General features: G+C 68.4%; 17 protein-coding genes and 1 pseudogene. 13 read left to right on the forward strand and 5 right to left on the reverse strand.

Annotated elements, in window-relative coordinates:
- Positions 1 to 194 precede the first annotated feature (194 nt).
- Positions 195 to 1136, reverse strand: coding sequence for a MerR family transcriptional regulator (locus ACFWIW_RS22360; RefSeq protein WP_378370200.1), 942 nt, complete (start codon positions 1134 to 1136; stop codon positions 195 to 197).
- 60 nt (positions 1137 to 1196) lie between these two features.
- On the opposite strand from ACFWIW_RS22360, the gene ACFWIW_RS22365 reads away from it, so the two are divergent.
- From ACFWIW_RS22365 to ACFWIW_RS22395, 7 genes and pseudogenes are all read left to right on the forward strand, one after another.
- Positions 1197 to 1658, forward strand: a complete 462-nt coding sequence (locus tag ACFWIW_RS22365; RefSeq protein WP_240599257.1) for a DUF3180 domain-containing protein — start codon at positions 1197 to 1199, stop codon at positions 1656 to 1658.
- A gap of 69 nt (positions 1659 to 1727) precedes the next feature.
- Positions 1728 to 3755, forward strand: coding sequence for a DUF6779 domain-containing protein (locus ACFWIW_RS22370; RefSeq protein WP_378370201.1), 2028 nt, complete (start codon positions 1728 to 1730; stop codon positions 3753 to 3755).
- Between the two features lie 96 nt (positions 3756 to 3851).
- Positions 3852 to 5021, forward strand: coding sequence for a PrsW family intramembrane metalloprotease (locus tag ACFWIW_RS22375; protein ID WP_378370202.1), 1170 nt, complete (start codon positions 3852 to 3854; stop codon positions 5019 to 5021).
- A gap of 138 nt (positions 5022 to 5159) precedes the next feature.
- Positions 5160 to 6074 (forward strand): annotated as a pseudogene (locus ACFWIW_RS22380) (Rossmann-like and DUF2520 domain-containing protein); the annotation flags it as partial.
- Positions 6071 to 6979, forward strand: a complete 909-nt coding sequence (panC, locus tag ACFWIW_RS22385) for a pantoate--beta-alanine ligase (RefSeq protein WP_016337768.1) — start codon at positions 6071 to 6073, stop codon at positions 6977 to 6979. The pseudogene ACFWIW_RS22380 and the gene panC, both read left to right, overlap by 4 nt.
- A 12-nt stretch (positions 6980 to 6991) precedes the next feature.
- Positions 6992 to 7486 carry an aspartate 1-decarboxylase gene (gene panD, locus ACFWIW_RS22390; protein ID WP_016337767.1) on the forward strand — a complete coding sequence of 165 codons (495 nt, stop codon included), beginning with the start codon at positions 6992 to 6994 and terminating at the stop codon, positions 7484 to 7486.
- 5 nt (positions 7487 to 7491) lie between these two features.
- The gene (locus tag ACFWIW_RS22395; protein WP_378370203.1) at positions 7492 to 8271 is read left to right on the forward strand and encodes a type III pantothenate kinase; all 780 of its coding nucleotides are present in this window, start codon (positions 7492 to 7494) and stop codon (positions 8269 to 8271) included.
- Between the two features lie 46 nt (positions 8272 to 8317).
- Here ACFWIW_RS22395 and ACFWIW_RS22400 read toward each other — a convergent pair whose 3' ends face one another.
- Together ACFWIW_RS22400 and ACFWIW_RS22405 are read right to left on the reverse strand one after the other, a co-directional pair.
- Positions 8318 to 9091 carry a class I SAM-dependent methyltransferase gene (locus ACFWIW_RS22400; protein ID WP_378370204.1) on the reverse strand — a complete coding sequence of 258 codons (774 nt, stop codon included), beginning with the start codon at positions 9089 to 9091 and terminating at the stop codon, positions 8318 to 8320.
- A complete protein-coding gene (locus ACFWIW_RS22405) occupies positions 9088 to 9861 on the reverse strand; it encodes a class I SAM-dependent methyltransferase (RefSeq protein WP_378370205.1) in 774 nt (257 codons plus the stop codon). The genes ACFWIW_RS22400 and ACFWIW_RS22405 overlap by 4 nt, the downstream gene beginning before the upstream one ends.
- 96 nt (positions 9862 to 9957) lie before the next feature.
- Between ACFWIW_RS22405 and lysS the strand changes: the two genes are divergently transcribed.
- Both lysS and ACFWIW_RS22415 read left to right on the forward strand, forming a co-directional pair.
- A complete protein-coding gene (gene lysS / locus ACFWIW_RS22410; protein WP_043848432.1) occupies positions 9958 to 11469 on the forward strand; it encodes a lysine--tRNA ligase in 1512 nt (503 codons plus the stop codon).
- Positions 11470 to 11620: 151 nt separating this feature from the next.
- Entirely contained in the window at positions 11621 to 11974 is a 354-nt protein-coding gene (locus ACFWIW_RS22415) for an Lsr2 family protein (RefSeq protein ID WP_005165380.1), read from the forward strand.
- Positions 11975 to 11980: 6 nt separating this feature from the next.
- Here the strand turns inward: ACFWIW_RS22415 and ACFWIW_RS22420 are convergent, their stop codons facing one another.
- On the reverse strand, positions 11981 to 12820 hold the full coding sequence (locus tag ACFWIW_RS22420; RefSeq protein ID WP_378370206.1) for a DUF6597 domain-containing transcriptional factor: 840 nt from the start codon (positions 12818 to 12820) through the stop codon (positions 11981 to 11983).
- A 66-nt stretch (positions 12821 to 12886) separates the two neighbouring features.
- Between ACFWIW_RS22420 and ACFWIW_RS22425 the strand changes: the two genes are divergently transcribed.
- Positions 12887 to 13468, forward strand: a complete 582-nt coding sequence (locus ACFWIW_RS22425; RefSeq protein WP_378370207.1) for a TIGR03086 family metal-binding protein — start codon at positions 12887 to 12889, stop codon at positions 13466 to 13468.
- On the opposite strand, the gene ACFWIW_RS22430 is transcribed toward ACFWIW_RS22425, so the two are convergent.
- Positions 13465 to 14223 (reverse strand): (2Fe-2S)-binding protein, encoded by a 759-nt coding sequence (locus ACFWIW_RS22430; protein WP_378370291.1) that lies wholly within the window; start codon positions 14221 to 14223, stop codon positions 13465 to 13467. The genes ACFWIW_RS22425 and ACFWIW_RS22430 overlap by 4 nt on opposite strands.
- Before the next feature lie 406 nt (positions 14224 to 14629).
- Here ACFWIW_RS22430 and ACFWIW_RS22435 point away from each other — a divergent pair, with 406 nt between their 5' ends.
- From ACFWIW_RS22435 to ACFWIW_RS22445, 3 genes are all read left to right on the forward strand, one after another.
- On the forward strand, positions 14630 to 17188 hold the full coding sequence (locus ACFWIW_RS22435) for an ATP-dependent Clp protease ATP-binding subunit (RefSeq protein WP_191256707.1): 2559 nt from the start codon (positions 14630 to 14632) through the stop codon (positions 17186 to 17188).
- Positions 17189 to 17692: 504 nt separating this feature from the next.
- Positions 17693 to 18058, forward strand: coding sequence for a type II toxin-antitoxin system RelE/ParE family toxin (locus tag ACFWIW_RS22440; RefSeq protein WP_378370208.1), 366 nt, complete (start codon positions 17693 to 17695; stop codon positions 18056 to 18058).
- Position 18059: 1 nt separating this feature from the next.
- Positions 18060 to 18398, forward strand: a complete 339-nt coding sequence (locus ACFWIW_RS22445; protein WP_378370209.1) for a helix-turn-helix domain-containing protein — start codon at positions 18060 to 18062, stop codon at positions 18396 to 18398.
- Positions 18399 to 18452: the final 54 nt, after the last annotated feature.

Genomic DNA, 18452 nt, shown 5'->3' on the forward strand with positions numbered 1-18452 from the left:
ACAGTCGAGTTCCGCCGATGGCGCGTGGTGCGACCACCGCGAACCAGGTGTCGAATCGCCTCAGGTTGCGAAAGCCACTTTCGCAACCTTCAACGTCGCGAAAGCCACTTTCGCAACGCCCACCCCGCCTCCCGCCCCTCGCGATTAGCCGACTAAACGCGGGAGCGGGGGCGGGTGGTAGCAAAGGTCCCTTGCTACCCCAGCGCGGAGCGCAGCGCGGCGATGATCCACTCCGACTGCGCCATCTGCGACGGGAACGACGGCCAGCCGTTCATCTTCCCCAGCAGCAGCCAGTACCGCTCGGCCCGCGGGTCGGAGCTGATCGCCATCCCGTCGGTCAGCCGCTTCCGCCAGGCGGGGTCGGCCGGGTCGCGGCCGTTGCGCGAAGACTGCGTGAAGATCGTCTCCGCCAGCTCCCGGCCTTCGGGCGAGTCCGGCGCGAGGCCGGCTTCGAGCGCTTCGGTCGCCCGAGCGCTCCACGCCATCCACAGCTCCTGCTGCTTCGCGCCGAAGTCCGCCCCGTCCTGCTCCCGGAGCTGCGAGTGCCACTCGCTCATCCGGCGGATGGACGCGCGGAACTCCTCGTCCTGCACGAGTTCGGCGAACTCGATCCAGGCCTCCAGCTGTTCGGGCGTCGGGTCGTCGGGCAGTTCCGGTTTCGCCGAGCGCATCCGCTCGTAGAACTCCGGATCAAGTTCGAGTCCTTCGACCATGTCCGCCCAGAACTCGTCGAGCAAACGTTTGCGGTCTTCGTCCGACATCGACGCGAGTTTGTTCATCAGTTCGACCTCCTCCAGTGGTGAGTCCCGTTTGGCCACCGCCCGCAGGACCGCGCGGCGCAGTTCCAGCCGCCGGATCTGCTCGTCCAGGGCGGCGACGTGCTGGACCGCGAGGTCCCCGATGGTCGCTTCCCTGGTCAGCGCCCGTTCCACGTCCGCGAGACCCAGCCCGAGTTCCCGCAGCGTCCGGACCAGCTCCAGGCGCGCCATCGCGGTGGCGTCGTAGAGGCGGTAGCCCGAATCGGTGCGGTCGGTCGGGGGCAGGAGCCCTTCGTCGGAGTAGAAGCGGATGGTCTTCACCGGCAGGCCGGTCCGTTTGGCCAGCTCCCCGATGGTGAAAACCGCTGCGGTGCCCATATGCCTCATCGTCGACTCTCCAGTTGGTGGAGAGTCAAGCCTGCCAGGTAGCGTTGGACCATGCACTTCACCCGGCCACGCGAGCTGGCGGTGGCCGGCCTCCTGGGATTGGTCCTGGCTTACCTGCTCTTCCAGGTCGCCTACGGCTCCATCCCCGCGCTTCCGCTCTTCGCCGGGATCACGCTGCTCGTCCTCGCGCTCTGCGAGACCGTGCTCGCCTTCATCATCCGTGCGCGGATCAAGAGCAATCGCGTGCTCGCCGCGATCTCCGTCGCCCGATCGGTGGCCCTCGCGAAGGCCTCTTCGCTCGCCGGATCCGCCATGACGGGGGTGTGGCTGGCGGCTTTCGCGTATCTTTTTCCGCGACGTGACGAACTCCTCGCGGCGAGCGGCGACCTCCGCTCGGCGACGGTCGGGATCGTCAGCTCGGTGGCGCTGGTAGCTGCGGCTTTATGGCTCGAACACTGCTGCCGGACCCCCGAGGGCGGCGATCGGGAGCGCGATCCCGAGCCGACCGGTTAACGCGCGAGAGCCACCGCTCGAAGTACCGACTAGGTCTCGTTCGGATTACTAGAAGGTACGGTGTTGGGCATGACCGGGGTGGGTGACGACTCGCGCGGCCGCCTTGCGGGTAGGCCGTGGCTTGTCGTCGGCTTGGTTCTCGCCGTCGGCGCGACTCTCGCATTGGTGCTTTCCGACGACCTCCGCTACTTGCGGTTGGGGATCGTCGCGGCGCTGTGGGCCGCCTTGATCGGTGCGTTCCTCGCGGTCCGCTACCGCAAGCACGTTTCGCAGAGCGAGGACGCCGTCGCCGAGGCTCAGGCCGTCTACGAGCTGGAGCTGGAACGCGAGATCGCCGCCCGCCGCGAGTTCGAGCTGGAGATCGAGGCGGAGACGAGGCAGGCCGCCGAGAGCCGCTCCCACGACGAGCTCGAAGCGCTCAGAGCCGAGGTGAGCGCCCTGCGTGAAAGCCTCCAGTCGCTCTTCGGCGGCGAGGTTCTCCTCGAACGCGTCGCGCTCACCGCGCAGGCCACCCGGATGCGGTCCCTCGACAACAAGCAGCTGATGAGCGCGGGGTCCGAGAACGGCAACGGCAAACCCCAGCTCATGGCGGCCAAGAGCACCACGATCGACGTAGACGAGCGTGAACGCGAGCGCGAGCGCCCGACCGAGATGATCGACCGCGTCCTCGAACCCGCCTCCGCGCGGGCGGGCACGCCGCCCGCCGCCCGCCGTAAACCGGCGAACGGCCAGGTCAACGGCACAGGCGGCACGAACGGCTACGGGCAGAGCAATCAGGTCCAGCGGCCGAAGCCGGTCGACGAGTCGACTCGCCGCAGTATGCGCAAGGCGGACGCCCGCGCTTCGAAGGCGGCTGAGGCGCTCGCCGCCGAAGCCGCTCGCCGCGAGCGGCTCGAGATGTCGAACCCCGGGATGTCGCCCGCCGAGGTCTCCCGGCCGATGCCGAGGGTCGACGCCCAGCGCAAGACCCCGCCGCCGGTGACGCCCGCCGAGATGTCCCGCCCGTCGATGCCGGGGGTGTCGCGCGCCGAGGTCTCGCAGCCGTCGATGCCGACCATCGCCCGGCAGCCCCAGCGTCCGGAGCCCCCGCGCAACGAGCCGCCGCGCCGTCCGCAGCAGTCTTCGCTGCAGCAGCGGCTCGACGCCGGCACCGTGCAGCGTCCTCCCGCGACGCGGCCCGAGGAGCAGACCCGCAAGCAGACGCCGCCGGTGAAGCCTCCGGCGCAGCCGAAGCCGGTGAAGAAGGTCGAGCCGGACCGTCCCCGGCCGAACCGTGAGCTCGGCTTGACCCGCCCCGGGATGAAGCCGGTCGAGCGGTCCCGTCCGGCCGGTGGCACGCCGCCGCCCGCGAACAAGCCCGCCACGCCGGAGCCGATGGAGGCCACCGGCGAGTGGAAGCCGTCGTGGGCACAGGAGCGCCCGGTCTCCGATCTGAGCGCGGCGTTCCCCAGGAAGGACGACTTCCAGGACCGGCTGCGTCCCACGCCGCCGCCCAAGCCGCAGCCCGCGGCCGCCCAGCCGCGTCCGGAACCGCGCCCCGAGCCGAGCCCGGAGCCGCGTCGCGACCCGGAGCCGCCGACCCCGCCGTCGATCCCGGTCGTGTCCGAGCCGCCTCGCCGGGCCGAACCCGTGCGTCAGCCGGAGCCCGAACCGGTGCGCCGTCCGGCGGCCGAGGCGCCTTCGCGGCACGGTTCCCCGGCGGCGGAGGAGCCGCCCGCGATCAACCCGACGTTGCCCGAAGAGATCCGGCTGGCGCAGAACGGCGGTGGCGGACGCCGTCGCCGGGCCGCCGAGGACTCCTCGGTCTCGATCACCCCGGCCCCGAACGTCCCGGAGCCCACCGGCGGCGGCCGTCGCCGCCGCCCGGACGGGGAGCCCCCGGCCTGGCAGAGCGGCACCGAGTCCACCGGCGGCCGTCACGGCGGCAGGCGGGCGAAGCCGGACGACGAGACGCCGTCCCGCAACGGGTCGTCGCACAGCCGCTCGGAGACCTCCGAGGCGGGCTCGCACGCGTCCGGCCGTTCGGTGATGGATCTGCTCGCCGCCAACGGCGCGAACGAATCCACTCCGCGGCGCAGGCGGCGCGCCGAAGACTGACCGTGTCCGATGGGCGAGCCCTGTGTGGCCGGTAGCGTCTCGGACTCCGGCTCCACGTACGGCTCGTGTCCCGTACCGACGGTAGGGTGACCCGCTGTGAGCGAGCCTTCCTCCCCGGCGCCCGGTCTCGACCGGCCACGCCGGTCTCGGTCGATCACCGTGCTGCTGCCGGTGCTCGGGCTGATCGCCGTCGCGCTGTGCGGGCTGTTCGTCTTCGGCACGGTGACCGAAAAGGTTGGGCCGCTCGCGGTGGGGATCGGCGTGCTCGCCGCGCTGGTCCCGGTCGCCGTGGTGGTCACCGCGTTCCTGTGGGTCGACCGCTGGGAACCCGAACCGCCGAAGCTCCTCCTGCTGGCCTTCGTCTGGGGCGCGTGCGTCGCGACGATCATCGCGTTGCTGCTCAACAGCGGCGCCGAGGCCGTCGGCGACCTCCTGCTCGGCACGGGTGTCGGCGGCAAGATCAGCGGCCTGGTCTCCGCGCCGCTGGTCGAGGAGGCCGCGAAGGCCGCTTTCATCCTGTTGCTGTGGTGGCGTCGCCCGAGCGAGTTCGACGGGGTCGTGGACGGCATCGTCTACGCCGGGTTCACCGCGGCGGGTTTCGCCTTCACCGAGAACATCTATTACTTCGGCCGTGCCTTCGCCGAGCACGGTTTCGGCGACGGCACGAGCGCCGGTGTGCTCGCGGCGTTCTTCCTGCGCGGTGTGCTTTCACCGTTCACGCATCCGCTGTTCGCCGTGATGACCGGGATCGGCCTCGGGGTCGCCGCGAGCAGCAAGGTCCGCTCGCTGCGGATCCTGGCGCCGATCGGCGGTTACCTCGTCGCCGTGCTGCTGCACGCGCTGTGGAACGGCGCCGCGCTGCTCGGCGGCGCCAAGACCTTCCTGAACGTCTACTTCCTGATCATGGTGCCGTTGTTCATCGGCGTCTTTTCGGTGGTGGTCATGCAGCGGCGCCGCGAGCAGCGGATCGTCGCCGCCGCGCTGCCGATGATGGTCGACGCGCGCTGGATCGCCCCGACCGAGGTCTCGCTGCTGGCCAGCCTGTCCGGACGGCGGTCATGGCGGAAACAGGCACGGAAGCAGTCGGGGCGGGAGGCGGCGAAGGCCGTCGGCCGCTATCAGGCCAGCGTGACCGAGCTCGCGTTCCTGCGGCGCGGCCCGAAGCTCACCGACGAGGCGAAACAGCGGCAACGCGAGCTGTTGCAGGTGCTCAAGACGTCTCGGGCCGAGGCCGTCCGGTTGGCCGACGGCGCGCCGCGAGGATGACCACGGTCAGGTGAAGCTGGTCACGAGCGCCGGTTCAGACCCGGGCCGGAGGGTTACCCTCGCGCCGTCGTCTGGTACCCGCGACCGCAGAGCGGGACTGGAACGAGCTGAGGAGTTTTCGACCATGAGCGTCCATCGGCGCACGCCATGATGAGGCCCGCTCGCCTGGCCGTCGGCGTCGTTTCCGCAGGCCGTGTCGGCAGTGTCGTAGGCGCGGCGCTCACCAGGGCCGGGCACACGGTCGTCGCCGCTTCGGGCCTTTCCAACGCTTCGGTGCGCCGGGCGGAGCAACTGCTCCCCGACGTGCCGCTCCTGCCTCCCGACGAGGTCGCCCGCCGGGCCGACCTTGTCCTGCTGGCCCTGCCGGACGACGCGCTCGCCGGGATGGTGCGCGGCCTCGTCGCCACCGGCTCCCTGCGTCCGGGACAGATCGTCGTGCACACCTCCGGGTCGCACGGTATCGACGTCCTCGCGCCCGCCGCCGAGGCCGGCGCGCTGCCGCTGGCCCTGCACCCCGTGATGACCTTCACCGGTCGTCCAGAAGACCTCGACAGGCTCGCCGCCTGCAGCTTCGGCGTCACGGCGGCGGAAGGTGACGAAGCGGCGTGGAACGTCGGCGAGGCGCTGACCGTCGAGATGGGCGCGGAGCCCGTCCGGGTCCCCGACGAAGCGCGAGCGCTCTATCACGCGGCGTTGGCACACGGCGCGAACCACCTGATGACACTGGTCGCCGACTGCGCGGAACTGTTGCGCGGGGCGGGAATCGCCCAGCCCGAACGCCTGGTGGCTCCGTTGTTGTCGGCGGCGTTGGATAATGTTCTGCGACACGGGGACCGGGCTCTGACCGGGCCGGTGGCCCGTGGTGATCTCGGCACCGTGCGCAAGCATCTCGCGGTGCTGGCCGAACGTGGCCCCGACATCGCCCCGAGCTATCGCGCGCTGGCCAAGCGCACGCTGGCGCGCGGCGACGCCGCCGGGCTCTTGGACGCCTCGGCCGCCGCCGAGCTCACCGAACTCCTCAGTGATCCCGCCGAAGGGCAGCAAAACCAGTGACCACACCGAAATTCGCCCGAGGCACGCTGCACACCTTTCAGCCGCCGGAGCAGGTCAGCCAGGTGACGCGTGCGCTGCACGGCGTCGGCCGCAAGGTCGCGCTGGTGCCCACGATGGGCGCCCTGCACGCGGGGCACCGCGAGCTGATCCGCCGGGCGAAGCGGCTGCCGAACACGGTCGTCGCGACGTCGATCTTCGTGAACCCCCTGCAGTTCGGGGAGGGCGAGGACTTCGAGGCGTACCCGCGTCCGCTGGACAAGGACCTCGAGGTGCTGAAGGAGGACGGCGTCGAATTGGGCTTCCTGCCCAAGGCGTCGGATCTGTATCCAGAAGGGGCCACCGTCACGGTGCACCCAGGCGCGCTCGGCGACGAGCTGGAAGGCGCGGTGCGGCCGGGGCATTTCGCCGGCGTGCTCACCGTGGTGGCGAAACTGTTCAACATCGTGCGGCCGGACTACGCCTTCTTCGGGGAGAAGGACTACCAGCAGCTGGTGCTGATCAAGAAGATGGTGCGCGACCTGAACTTCGACACCCGGGTCATCGGGGTGCCGACGGTACGGGAGCGCGACGGGCTGGCGTTGTCCTCGCGCAACGTCTACCTGACTCCGGAACAGCGCGAGGACGCGATCGTGTTGTCGGCGGCGCTCACCGCGGGTGCCTTCGTCGGACGCGACGGCGCGGAAGCCGTGCTGGCGACCGCAAGGCAGACCCTCGCCGCGCGACCCGCGGTCGAGGTCGACTATCTGGAATTGAGGGGAACCGACCTCGGGCCCGCGCCCGTCGACGGTGAGGCGCGTCTGCTGATCGCGGCCAGGGTGGGGAGTACCCGGCTGATCGACAACGTCCCGGTGGTGCTCGGCGCGGCCGTGGACCATCCGGAACACGCGCCGGACGCAGGGGAATAGGGAGAGTCCACGATGTACCGCACGATGCTGAAATCGAAGATCCATAGGGCGACGGTCACCCAGGCCGATCTCCACTACGTCGGATCGGTGACCGTCGACGAGGACCTGATGGACGCGGCGGATCTGCTGCCGGGCGAACAGGTGTCCATTGTGGACGTCACCAACGGTGCGCGGCTCGAGACCTACGTGATCGCGGGCGAACGCGGCAGTGGGGTGCTCGGCATCAACGGCGCCGCGGCGCATCTGGTGCACCCCGGCGATCTGGTGATCCTGATTTCGTACGCGCAGATGGAGAACGCCGAGGCGGCCGCGTTCCGGCCGCGGGTCGTCTTCGTCGACGCGGACAACCGGATCGTCGAGAAGGGCGCGAACCCCGGCCACGCGCCGGAGGGTTCCGGTCTGCTGAGCGGCACCGTGACGCTGGCCGACGACGACACGATGACCTTCCCGGTCGCCGAAACCGCCGACGCCCGCCGTCTCGACGCGCTGCTGCACGCCGAAAGCTGAGCCCTTTGCTGCTCACGATCGACGTCGGCAACACCAACATCGTTCTGGGGCTGTACTCCGGCTCCGAGCTGGCCGGTGACTGGCGTATGCGCACCGACGCGCGGATGACCGCCGACGAGCTCGCGCTCACCATGCGCGGGCTGCTCGGCTCGCACGCGGACGCGGTCACCGGGATCAGCGCGCTGTCCACGGTTCCCGCCGTGCTGCGTGAGCTGCGCGTGATGCTTTCGCGGTACTACGCCAGGGTGCCGAAGATCGTCATCGAGCCGGGGGTGCGCACCGGCGTGCCGCTTCTGGTCGACAACCCCAAGGAGGTGGGCGCGGACCGGCTGGTGAACACCCTGGCCGCGCATCACCTGCACCCGTCCACCGCCTGTGTGGTGGTGGATTTCGGGACTTCGACCAATGTGGACGCCATCTCCGCCAAGGGCGAGTTCCTCGGCGGCGCGTTCGCGCCCGGTATCGAGATCTCGGTGGACGCGCTGGCCGCGCGGGCCGCGGCGCTGCGCAAGGTGGAACTGGTGCCGCCGCGGTCGGTGATCGGGAAGAACACCGTGGAATGCCTGCAATCCGGCATCCTCTACGGTTTCGCCGGCCAGGTCGACGGTCTGGTGAAGCGGATCAAGCGCGAGCTCTCGCCGGGCGGGACCGACCCGGTCGCCGTGATCGCGACCGGCGGCCTCGCGCCCTTGGTGCTCGGCGAATCCGAAACGATCACCGAACACGCGCCGGATCTGACCCTCCTGGGCCTGCGGCTGGTCTACGAGCGCAACCACCGCGTTTAGTCCTCTGAATGCGGTCCTTGCGTGGGCAACTATCGCATTCAGAGGACTAAACGCGGCGGGAGGCGATCATCAGCACCCGCCGCGTCATGAGGTCCTGGTTCCGCAGCGTCTGTTCGAGGCTCGCCCGGAGCCTCGAAGGATCGTCGCCCGATTCCGCCGCCAGCTCCTCCAGCCGTTCGAGCGACAGCTCGACGGTCCGCCGCTGCCGTGCCCGCCAGTCCGGCGTCTCCTCGTAGGCGAGGACGTCGAATCCGGCGGCTTCCAGCAGCGGCCGGTGGTCGGCGACCTGGGGTGGCCGGTTCACCGGCTGCCCGTCGAAATCCCAGGTCGTCACGAGCAGCCGCCCGCCCGGCGTGAGGATCCGCGCGAACTCCTCGCAGGCGCGCCGTTTGTCGGGCGCGAACAGCAGCGCGTCGACGCTCATCACCGCTTCGAACGACGCGTCCTCCAGCCCGGTGTCCTGGAAGTCGCCGATGCGGAATTCGGTCGCCTCGACGTCCGATGCCAGCACTGTCTCCGCCCGGCGCCGTGCCGACGCCAGCGCGGTCTCCGCGATGTCGATGCCGGTGAGCGTCGCGTACGTGCGAGCGGCGACCCAAAGCCCGGGGCCGCCGCGCCCGCAGCCGATGTCGGCCAGCCGCCCACCCGGCTCCAGACGCGCTTCGGCCGCGATACGGCGCAGGTCGGTCCGGGTCACGAAGCTGTAGGTGTCCAGTTCGGCGGGGTACTCGTCGCCGTACACCTCGGCCCAGATCCGCGCGGACACCGCCGACGCGGGCGCGCCGAACGTCGTCGTGAACGTCGCCTTCCAGTCGGTCATCGCTTACGCGCCCGGAAGACGGTGGTGGTGATCGGCAGGTCGAATTCCCCCGAGGCGGTTTCCGGATTCCGGTCGAGGAATTCCCGCGCCGTGCGCAGTTTGGCTTCGCGTTCCGCCGCCGTGGCCACCAGCATGTGCGAATGGGTCGCGAGAGTGGCCACCAGGGTTTCCGCCGTCCTGGGGTGTTTGTGGCCGAAGGTCTTCTTCTCGAACGGCTCGAAGGCCTCGTGTTCCGGCAGGGATTCGTAGTCGCTCAGCCATCGCCTGCTCATCGACGTCTTGATCAGCGCGTTCAACTCGGCCAGCCAGCCCGCCGATTCGTCGTCGTGGTTCCACAGCGCGGCAACGACTCCGCCCGGCTTGAGCACCCTGGCCATCTCCGGATAGGCCCGGTCGAGATCGAACCAGTGCACGGCCTGGCCGACCACCACGGCGTCCACGGATCCGTCCGGCAGCGGGATCTCTTCGGCGGTCCCGATGAGCGGCGTCACGGCGGGGAGGGTCCTGGTGAGCTCGGCGAGCATCTTCTCGTCCGGCTCGACGGCGACGACCTCGACGCCGAGCGCCAGCAGTCCTTCGCTGACCTTGCCGGTCCCGGCCGCCAGGTCGAGGACCCGCTCCGGGGTTGCCGCCGCGCCTGCCAGCCCCCAGGCCAGTGCCTTTTCCGGATAGTCCGGCCGATGCGCGGCATAGTCGGCGGCCTTCGCGCCGAACGAGGCGGCGCGACGTGCGTGCAGTTCGGGTTCGATGCCGGGTGTGGATGAGTTCACGCGCTCAAGGTTAATGGAGAGAAAACCGGCCGGTCCGGACCCGGAAAAGGTAATCCGGTTGGCGTAGGGAAGCGGCGGGTTCGTACGCTGTGCGCCATGACTGAAATCCCCGCATCCGAGGGCGTGAGCCCCGACGAAGACCTGCCGGAACAGATGCGGGTGCGCCGGGACAAGCGCGACCGGATAATCGCGGAGGGTATCGATCCGTATCCGGTCGAGGTGCCCCGGACGCACTCGCTGGCCGAAGTGCGCGCGAAGCATTCCGGTCTTCCTGCCGACACCGCCACCGGCGACATCGTCGGTATCACCGGCCGGGTCATGTACATGCGCAATACCGGCAAACTGTGTTTCGCGAGTCTTCGTGAAGGCGACGGCACCGAGTTGCAGGCGATGCTCAGCCTCGCGAAGGTGGGCGAGGACGCGCTCGCGGCGTGGAAGTCCGATGTCGATCTCGGTGATCACGTATTCGTCTCCGGTGAGGTCATCACCTCCAAGCGCGGTGAGCTTTCCGTGATGGCCGACTCCTGGCGCATCACGTCGAAAGCATTGCGCCCGTTGCCCGTGGCGCACAAAGACCTGGCCGAGGAAACGCGGATCCGGCAGCGTTATGTCGATCTGATCGTGCGTCCCAAGGCGCGGGACGTGGTCCGTACCCGCGCCGGTGTGCTGCGTTCCCTGCGTGACTCGTTTCACGGCCGGGGATTCCTCGAGGTCGAGACCCCGATGCTGCAAACGCTGCACGGCGGCGCGGCGGCCAGGCCATTCGTCACGCATTCGAATGCCTTCGACCTCGACCTCTACTTGAGGATCGCACCGGAGCTGTACCTCAAGCGTTGTGTGGTCGGCGGTATCGAGAAGGTCTTCGAGATCAACCGGAACTTCCGGAACGAGGGCAGCGACTCCTCGCACTCGCCGGAGTTCGCCATGCTCGAGTACTACGAAGCGTATGCGACCTATGACTCCAACGCGGTGATGACGCGACAGCTCATCCAGGAGGCGGCGCAGAACGTTCTCGGCACTCAGGTGGTCACTCTCGCCGACGGTTCGGAGTACGACCTGTCCGGCGAGTGGACCACGCTCGGAATGTACGAGTCGTTGTCCGAGGCGTTGTCGGAAGAGGTCACTCCCGAGACATCGGCGGACAAGCTCCGTTCCTATGCCGAAGCGCGAGAGCTGGAGCTCGACCCAAAGTTAGGCCACGGCAAACTGGTCGAAGAACTTTGGGAACATCTCGTCGGCGATCATCTCCACGAACCCACTTTTGTCCGTGATTTTCCGGTCGAGACATCCCCGCTGACCAGGCAACATCGCAGCAAGCCGGGGGTCGCCGAGAAGTGGGATCTGTACGTGCGCGGATTCGAACTGGCCACCGGATACTCCGAGCTGGTCGATCCCGTGGTAGAGCGTCAGCGGCTGGTGGAACAGGCCCGGCTGGGCGCGCAGGGCGATAGTGAGGCCATGAACCTGGATGAGGATTTCCTCCGCGCGCTGGAGTACGGAATGCCGCCGAGCGGTGGTGTCGGAATGGGGATCGACCGGTTGCTGATGGCGCTGACCGGCCTTGGTATCCGGGAGACCATCCTGTTCCCGCTCGTCCGACCCGAATAACCCGTCCGCGTGACAGATACCTCGATCGTTCTCGTAAACAAGATTTGCGTTATGAGTCGGTAGCGGGTATTAATGTCGCTAGACAAAGTCTTCTGTCCGGGGCATGCCCCGTACCAGATCATTCGTGTAAGCCCCCAGCAGGAGGAAACAGATGGCACAGAAGGTGCTCGTCTCGCTCGTCGACGACCTCGACGGCACTGAGGCGGAAGAGACCGTCGAGTTCGGTTTGGACGGTGTCAGCTACCAGATCGACCTTTCCGCGGAAAACGCGGAAGAGCTTCGTGACGCGCTGGCCCAGTATGTGGAGCACGCCCGTCGCGCGGGTGGCCGTAAGCGCACCGCCATTCGTCCGGTCGCGGGCGTGAAGGCCGCCGCCCGCCCCGCGACCGTGGACCGCGAGCAGAACCAGGCCATTCGCGCCTGGGCCCGCAAGAACGGCTTCCAGGTTTCCGACCGCGGACGTATCCCGTCCGAGGTCGTGGAGGCCTACCACAAGAAGAACTGAGGTCTTTCAGACCAGACGGCCGCCGGGAAACTGTTCCCGGCGGCTTTCTTGTTCTTGTACACGGTTCAACCGGGCGTACTCGGTCGGCGCCCATCCGGTCACGGAGCGGAAATCCCGGGTGAAGTGCGCTTGGTCGCTATAGCCCAGCTCGGTCGCCAGTTCCGCGTAGTCCGGCCGTTCCTCGGCCGCGATCCGTGCCGCCGCCTCGTTCAATCGGTATACCTGAATCGCCCATTTGGGGGCGGTGCCGACATGTTCGGCGAACAGGCGTTGCAGACTTCGTTGAGACAGGCCTGTCCGGCTTGACAGCTCGGCGACCCGGGTAATGGCGGGCTCGGCCGCGATTGTTTCCACCGCTTCGATGGCCGTCGCGGCCGCGGCGGTGAGCACGGGGCGTTTCGCGAGGAGCAGTTCCTCCGCGACACGGACCATTTCGAAGTCGTCCGTCGCATTCCGTACCGATTCCGTCACCGATCCGGCGCCGGGGAAGAGATCGGTGAGCGGAACGGAACCGCCGGAGATCATCGAGACCGGACCGCCGAGGAATGCCCGGAATGCCCCTGGGCGGAATCGCACGCCGATACCGTGGTCCGTGCCCTCGACGAGGTAGCGGAAAGGCCGTTTCGCCGGCCCGAAGGCGCCGGCCGCGTGGCGGAAGAACGTGACGTTCACCGCGAGGTTGGGCAAAACCGCCTGTTCCTCGCCGGGGCGGCCGCGCAGATCCCAGCGCAGCACCCAGTGGTGGTCGACGTACGGACGCAGTTCCGGCGTGGGCGGATGCCGGACGAGGCTGAACTTCGCCGCCCGCGCGTTGACGATCCCCGCCGGGATCCGGTGCCCGCTCACCGGATCAACCTAACTCTGTCGCGTTTCTTCAAGACAGGGCGCCGGTTCCCGTGAACTCATGCCCTCATGTCCGAACACGCTGCCCTGATCGCCCCCGCCGCCGCGGAATTCGCCGGAATCCTGCGCGGGATCGGCGAGTCCGACCTCTCCGCCCGCACCCCGTGCGCCGAGTACGACGTCCGCGCGCTGCTGAACCACCTTCTCTACTGGGGTCCCTGGCTCGAAGCCGCCGGCAGCAAGGCGGCGCCGCCCGAGGTGTCCTTCGGTGAGGCCGAAGCGGGTCTCGCCGATGGCGATTGGCTCAGTGCCATCGAGAAGCAGACCGCGCGGCTCGTGGACGTCTTCGGGACACCCGGGGCATGGCAGGGCATGACGGCGCTCGGCAAGGCGGAGATGCCGTCCTCGATCGTCGGCGACATGGTGCTCGGCGAGTTCGTCCTCCACGGCTGGGACCTGGCGAAGGCGACCGGCCGCTCGCTCGACGTCGCACCCGAAGCGGCCGAAGCCGTCTTGGCGTCCGCTCTGGCGATGGGTGATCAGGCCCGGGCGATGAAGGTGTACGGAGAAGAAGTAGCCGTCGCGGAAGGCGCGCCGACGTTCGAGCGCGCTTTGGGCGCGACGGGACGGAACCCCGGCTGGACCCGTTAGCGGATCCGCGGACAACCTCCGCATTCCGATTCCGCGGGAAGCAGATAGTTGAAACAGCAGGCTTCGCGGATTCTGGTCCACTCGCGGTGTCCATCGGCTCCCGACGCCAGCGTCAGCTTCGATGCCGACGTCAGCGGCGGGAACCGGGCTTCGAGGACCAGCGCGGCGTCCGCGACCCCGGCTCCCTCGGCCTCCGGGGTCCCGCCCAGCCGCCCCGCCGACCACAGCGCGTTGTCGAGCACGTCCGTGGCGGCGGCCCACAGCTGGCGCCGCCCGAGCCTCGTCAGCGGCCCGTAGACGTCGATGAACCGGCTCGCGTGCGCGACGTACCGGCCCCGCAGGACGGTGGCCAGCGCCCGCTCGTCCGGGACCACGACGGCGCTCGGGTGCGCCGAGCCCGGGTCCGTCGGCAGGCAGTGGAACGCCTCACCGAGGACGGCGACCGACTCGGGATGGGGCCGTTCGGTGCCGATCCGGAAGGCCAGCGCGGACGGCGCCAGCGACGGGACGCGGCGTTCGTGATGGAGCAGCATCGCGCCGGCGAGGGCCGGGACGTGCAGGTACCAGGACAGGATCCAGCTCGCCGGGGTCCGCTCGGGGATTCCGGCTGCCTGCGGATACGTCTCGGCCAGCCAGTCGCGGAGGCGCTCACGCCAGCGCACGAGACGGGCCGGTTCGCGGAGCAGTTCGCCACAGCGGACCCAGCCCGGCTCGTCCGGCGGCACGTCCGCGCGGAGCCGGGCGTCTTCGGGCATCCTGGACAGGGAGGCCCGGAGCCCGCCCTCCGGCGACGCGAGCGTGCGGGGATACGACACACCGGCCTCCCGTCATTAGGTACGCCTAACCTTACATACCGTCCGTGACTACTCCGGACGGGTGTCCATCCAGTGGGCGGAGCCGTGTTCGCGCTCAGCGGACAACGCTCGTCCGGCGGAATCCGGACGCGTGTTCGCACGTTGGGCTTGACGTAAAGGTGCAGGGCAACCGGAAGATGAAAGAGCGCACGGCCGGAGAACGGCCGGGGCGCGAACGGGCCGCAATCAGCCGTAGTGGTACGCCAGCGCGACCGCATGGCTACTAGAGTGGTCTCACGGTGCTGAATCCATCGCGGTGAAAGCACGATGGAAACGGGCCGCCGTCGCAGCAGTCGAGGGAGTGCACATGTTTGAGAGGTTCACCGACCGCGCGAGGCGGGTGGTCGTCCTGGCCCAAGAAGAGGCCAGGATGCTCAACCACAACTACATCGGCACCGAGCACATCCTCCTGGGTCTGATCCACGAGGGTGAAGGTGTCGCCGCCAAGGCGCTGGAATCGCTGGGCATCGCGCTGGAGGGCGTCCGCCAGCAGGTCGAGGAGATCATCGGCCAGGGGCAGCAGGCCCCGAGCGGGCACATCCCCTTCACCCCGCGGGCCAAGAAGGTGCTTGAGCTGTCGCTGCGCGAAGCGCTGCAGCTCGGCCACAACTACATCGGCACCGAGCACATCCTGCTCGGGCTGATCCGCGAGGGAGAAGGCGTCGCCGCACAGGTGCTCGTCAAGCTCGGCGCGGACCTCAACCGGGTGCGTCAGCAGGTCCTGCAGCTGCTGTCGGGCTACCAGGGTGGCAAGGAGTCGACCGAGACCGGCTCCGGACGCGGTGAAGGCACCCCGTCGTCGTCGCTGGTGCTCGACCAGTTCGGCCGCAACCTGACCGTCCAGGCCCGCGAAGGCAAGCTCGACCCGGTCATCGGCCGGGGCAAAGAGATCGAGCGGGTCATGCAGGTGCTGTCGCGGCGCACCAAGAACAATCCGGTCCTCATCGGCGAGCCCGGCGTCGGCAAGACCGCCGTCGTCGAGGGGCTCGCGCAGAACATCGTCAAGGGCGAGGTCCCCGAGACGCTGAAGGACAAGCAGCTCTACACCCTCGACCTCGGCTCCCTGGTCGCCGGCTCCCGGTACCGCGGTGACTTCGAAGAGCGCCTGAAGAAGGTGCTCAAGGAGATCAAGACCCGCGGCGACATCATCCTGTTCATCGACGAGCTGCACACGCTCGTCGGCGCGGGTGCCGCCGAGGGCGCGATCGACGCCGCGTCGATCCTGAAGCCGATGCTGGCCCGTGGTGAGCTGCAGACCATCGGCGCGACCACGCTCGAGGAGTACCGCAAGTACATCGAGAAGGACGCCGCGCTGGAGCGCCGCTTCCAGCCGATCCAGGTCGGCGAGCCGTCACTCGAGCACACGATCGAGATCCTGAAGGGTCTGCGCGACCGGTACGAGGCGCACCACCGCGTCTCGATCACCGACGGCGCGCTGGTGCAGGCGGCCACCCTCGCGGACCGCTACATCAACGACCGCTTCCTGCCGGACAAGGCGATCGACCTGATCGACGAGGCAGGCGCCCGGATGCGCATCCGCCGCATGACCGCGCCGCCGGACCTGCGCGAGTTCGACGAGAAGATCGCCGACGTGCGCAGGGACAAGGAGTCCGCGATAGACGCGCAGGACTTCGAGCGCGCCGCCCGCCTCCGTGACGAGGAGAAGACCCTCCTCGGCCAGAAGGGCGAGCGGGAGAAGCAGTGGAAGGACGGCGACCTCGACGTCGTCGCCGAGGTCGACGAGGAGCAGATCGCCGAGGTCCTCGCCAACTGGACCGGTATCCCGGTGTTCAAGCTCACCGAGGAGGAGACCACGCGTCTGCTCCGCATGGAGGACGAGCTGCACAAGCGGATCATCGGCCAGGAGGACGCGGTCAAGGCCGTCTCCCAGGCGATCCGCCGCACCCGCGCCGGCCTGAAGGACCCGAAGCGCCCCTCCGGCTCGTTCATCTTCGCCGGCCCGTCCGGTGTCGGTAAGACCGAGCTGTCCAAGGCGCTCGCGGCGTTCCTGTTCGGCGAGGACGACGCGCTCATCCAGATCGACATGGGCGAGTTCCACGACCGGTACACCGCTTCGCGGCTCTTCGGTGCCCCTCCGGGCTACGTCGGCTACGAAGAGGGCGGCCAGCTGACCGAGAAGGTGCGGCGCAAGCCGTTCTCGGTGGTGCTGTTCGACGAGATCGAGAAGGCCCACCAGGAGATCTACAACACGCTCCTGCAGGTCCTCGAAGACGGCCGTCTCACCGACGGCCAGGGTCGTACGGTCGACTTCAAGAACACCGTGCTCATCTTCACCTCGAACCTGGGTACCTCGGACATCTCCAAGTCCGTCTCGCTCGGGTTCTCGTCCGGCGGTGACAGCACCAACCGGTACGAGAAGATGAAGCAAAAGGTCAACGAGGAGATGAAGAAGCATTTCCGGCCGGAGTTCCTGAACCGGATCGACGACATCATCGTCTTCCACCAGCTGACCAAGGAACAGATCATCGAGATGGTCGATCTGATGATCGCCCGGGTCGAGACGCAGCTCAAGGCCAAGGACATGGAGCTCGAGCTCACGCCCAAGGCCAAGTCGCTGCTCGCCAAGCGCGGCTTCGACCCGGTGCTGGGCGCGCGGCCGCTGCGCCGCACGATCCAGCGCGAGATCGAGGACCAGCTGTCGGAGAAGATCCTGTTCGGCGAGGTCCAGCCCGGCCAGATCATCCTGGTCGACGTCGAAGGCTGGAACGACGAAGAGGGCGAGAAGGACGACAAGGCGCACTTCGTCTTCCGCGGCGAAGCCCGGCCCTCGTCGGTCCCGGACGCCCCGCCGGTGAGCATCGGTGCCGGCTCGACCGAAGAGAACGGTGAAGCCGAGGGCGAGTAAGCCCTCTCGGTTTCCGGAAGTGCCCGTCGCGGTTCGCCGCGGCGGGCACTTTCGCGTTCTGGCGTCGTGTCGTCCGTCTGATCACGCGTGTCGCGTCCCCAATCACGCGAGTTCGCCGCTCAATCACATGTGCCGCGTCCCCAATCACGCGAGTTCGCCGCTCAATCACGCGTGTCGCGTCCCCAACTCCACGAGTTCCGCCTCCGATCACGCGAGTTCGCCGGTTGATCACGTGAGTTCCGCGTCCGATCACGCGGGTTCGGTTTCTCCGCGTGGACGGCACGTGTGTGTGGATGGACGACACGCGTGACTGGAGGCGCGACACGCGTGCTTCGGGGCGCGACTCGCGTGATTGGGGACGGGACTCGCGTGCTTGGAGGCGGAACTCGCGGCGGTCCTTGCGGCTGCGGAACGCTCGCCGAAGTCCCAAGGCGGAAGCGCACCTTCGTGGGAACTCTGGCCTTCGCGGCCTGACCGATATAAGGTCTACATTATGGTCGGCTGATGCAGTGGGAGATCGAGCTTCACGAGGAAGTGGATCGCTGGTTCGCGGCGCTGTGCCGGGAAGAGCCGTGTACGGCCGACCGGGTCGAAGAGGCGATCGACATGCTGGCTCGTGAAGGCCCGCGCCTTGGACGGCCGCTGGTCGACCGGATCAGTGGTTCGCGAAGACACAACTTGAAAGAGTTGCGGCCCGCGTCGGCCGGGCGCACCGAGATCAGGATCTTGTTCGTCTTCGACCCGGTGCGCAAAGCGGTGCTCTTGGTGGCCGGCGACAAGGCCGGAAACTGGAAACGGTGGTACGACATCAACATCCCGATCGCGGAGGAGCGATACCGGCACCATCTGGACGCGATGGAGGAAGACTGAAATGGGTCGGTCCTGGAAAGAGGTCAAGGCCGAAAAGCTCGCCGCGGATCGCGAGGCGGGCCGCGATGTCGAAGCCGCGCGGGCCGAGGCGCGAGAGGCGACTCAGGCGTACATCCTCGGCTTTCGGCTGTCGCAGCTTCGCGAGGACGTCGGACTGAGCCAGACCGAGGTCGCCAAGCGAATGGGTGTCAGCCAGCCGCGGATCAGCCAGCTCGAGCAGGGTGATCCGAGCCAGATGGAATTGGACACGCTCCGCAGGTACATCGTCGCCTTGGGCGGCCGTATGCGTGTGGTCGCCGATTTCGACGATCGCGACGTCACCATTTCCACCGCCGTCTGACCCGCCCCGGTCTCCCGATCTTCGCGTGAGACGATGCCCTCGGGTCCGGGAGGG

Source organism: Amycolatopsis sp. NPDC058340 (genome assembly GCF_042723975.1).
In the GTDB taxonomy this organism is placed as follows: domain Bacteria; phylum Actinomycetota; class Actinomycetes; order Mycobacteriales; family Pseudonocardiaceae; genus Amycolatopsis.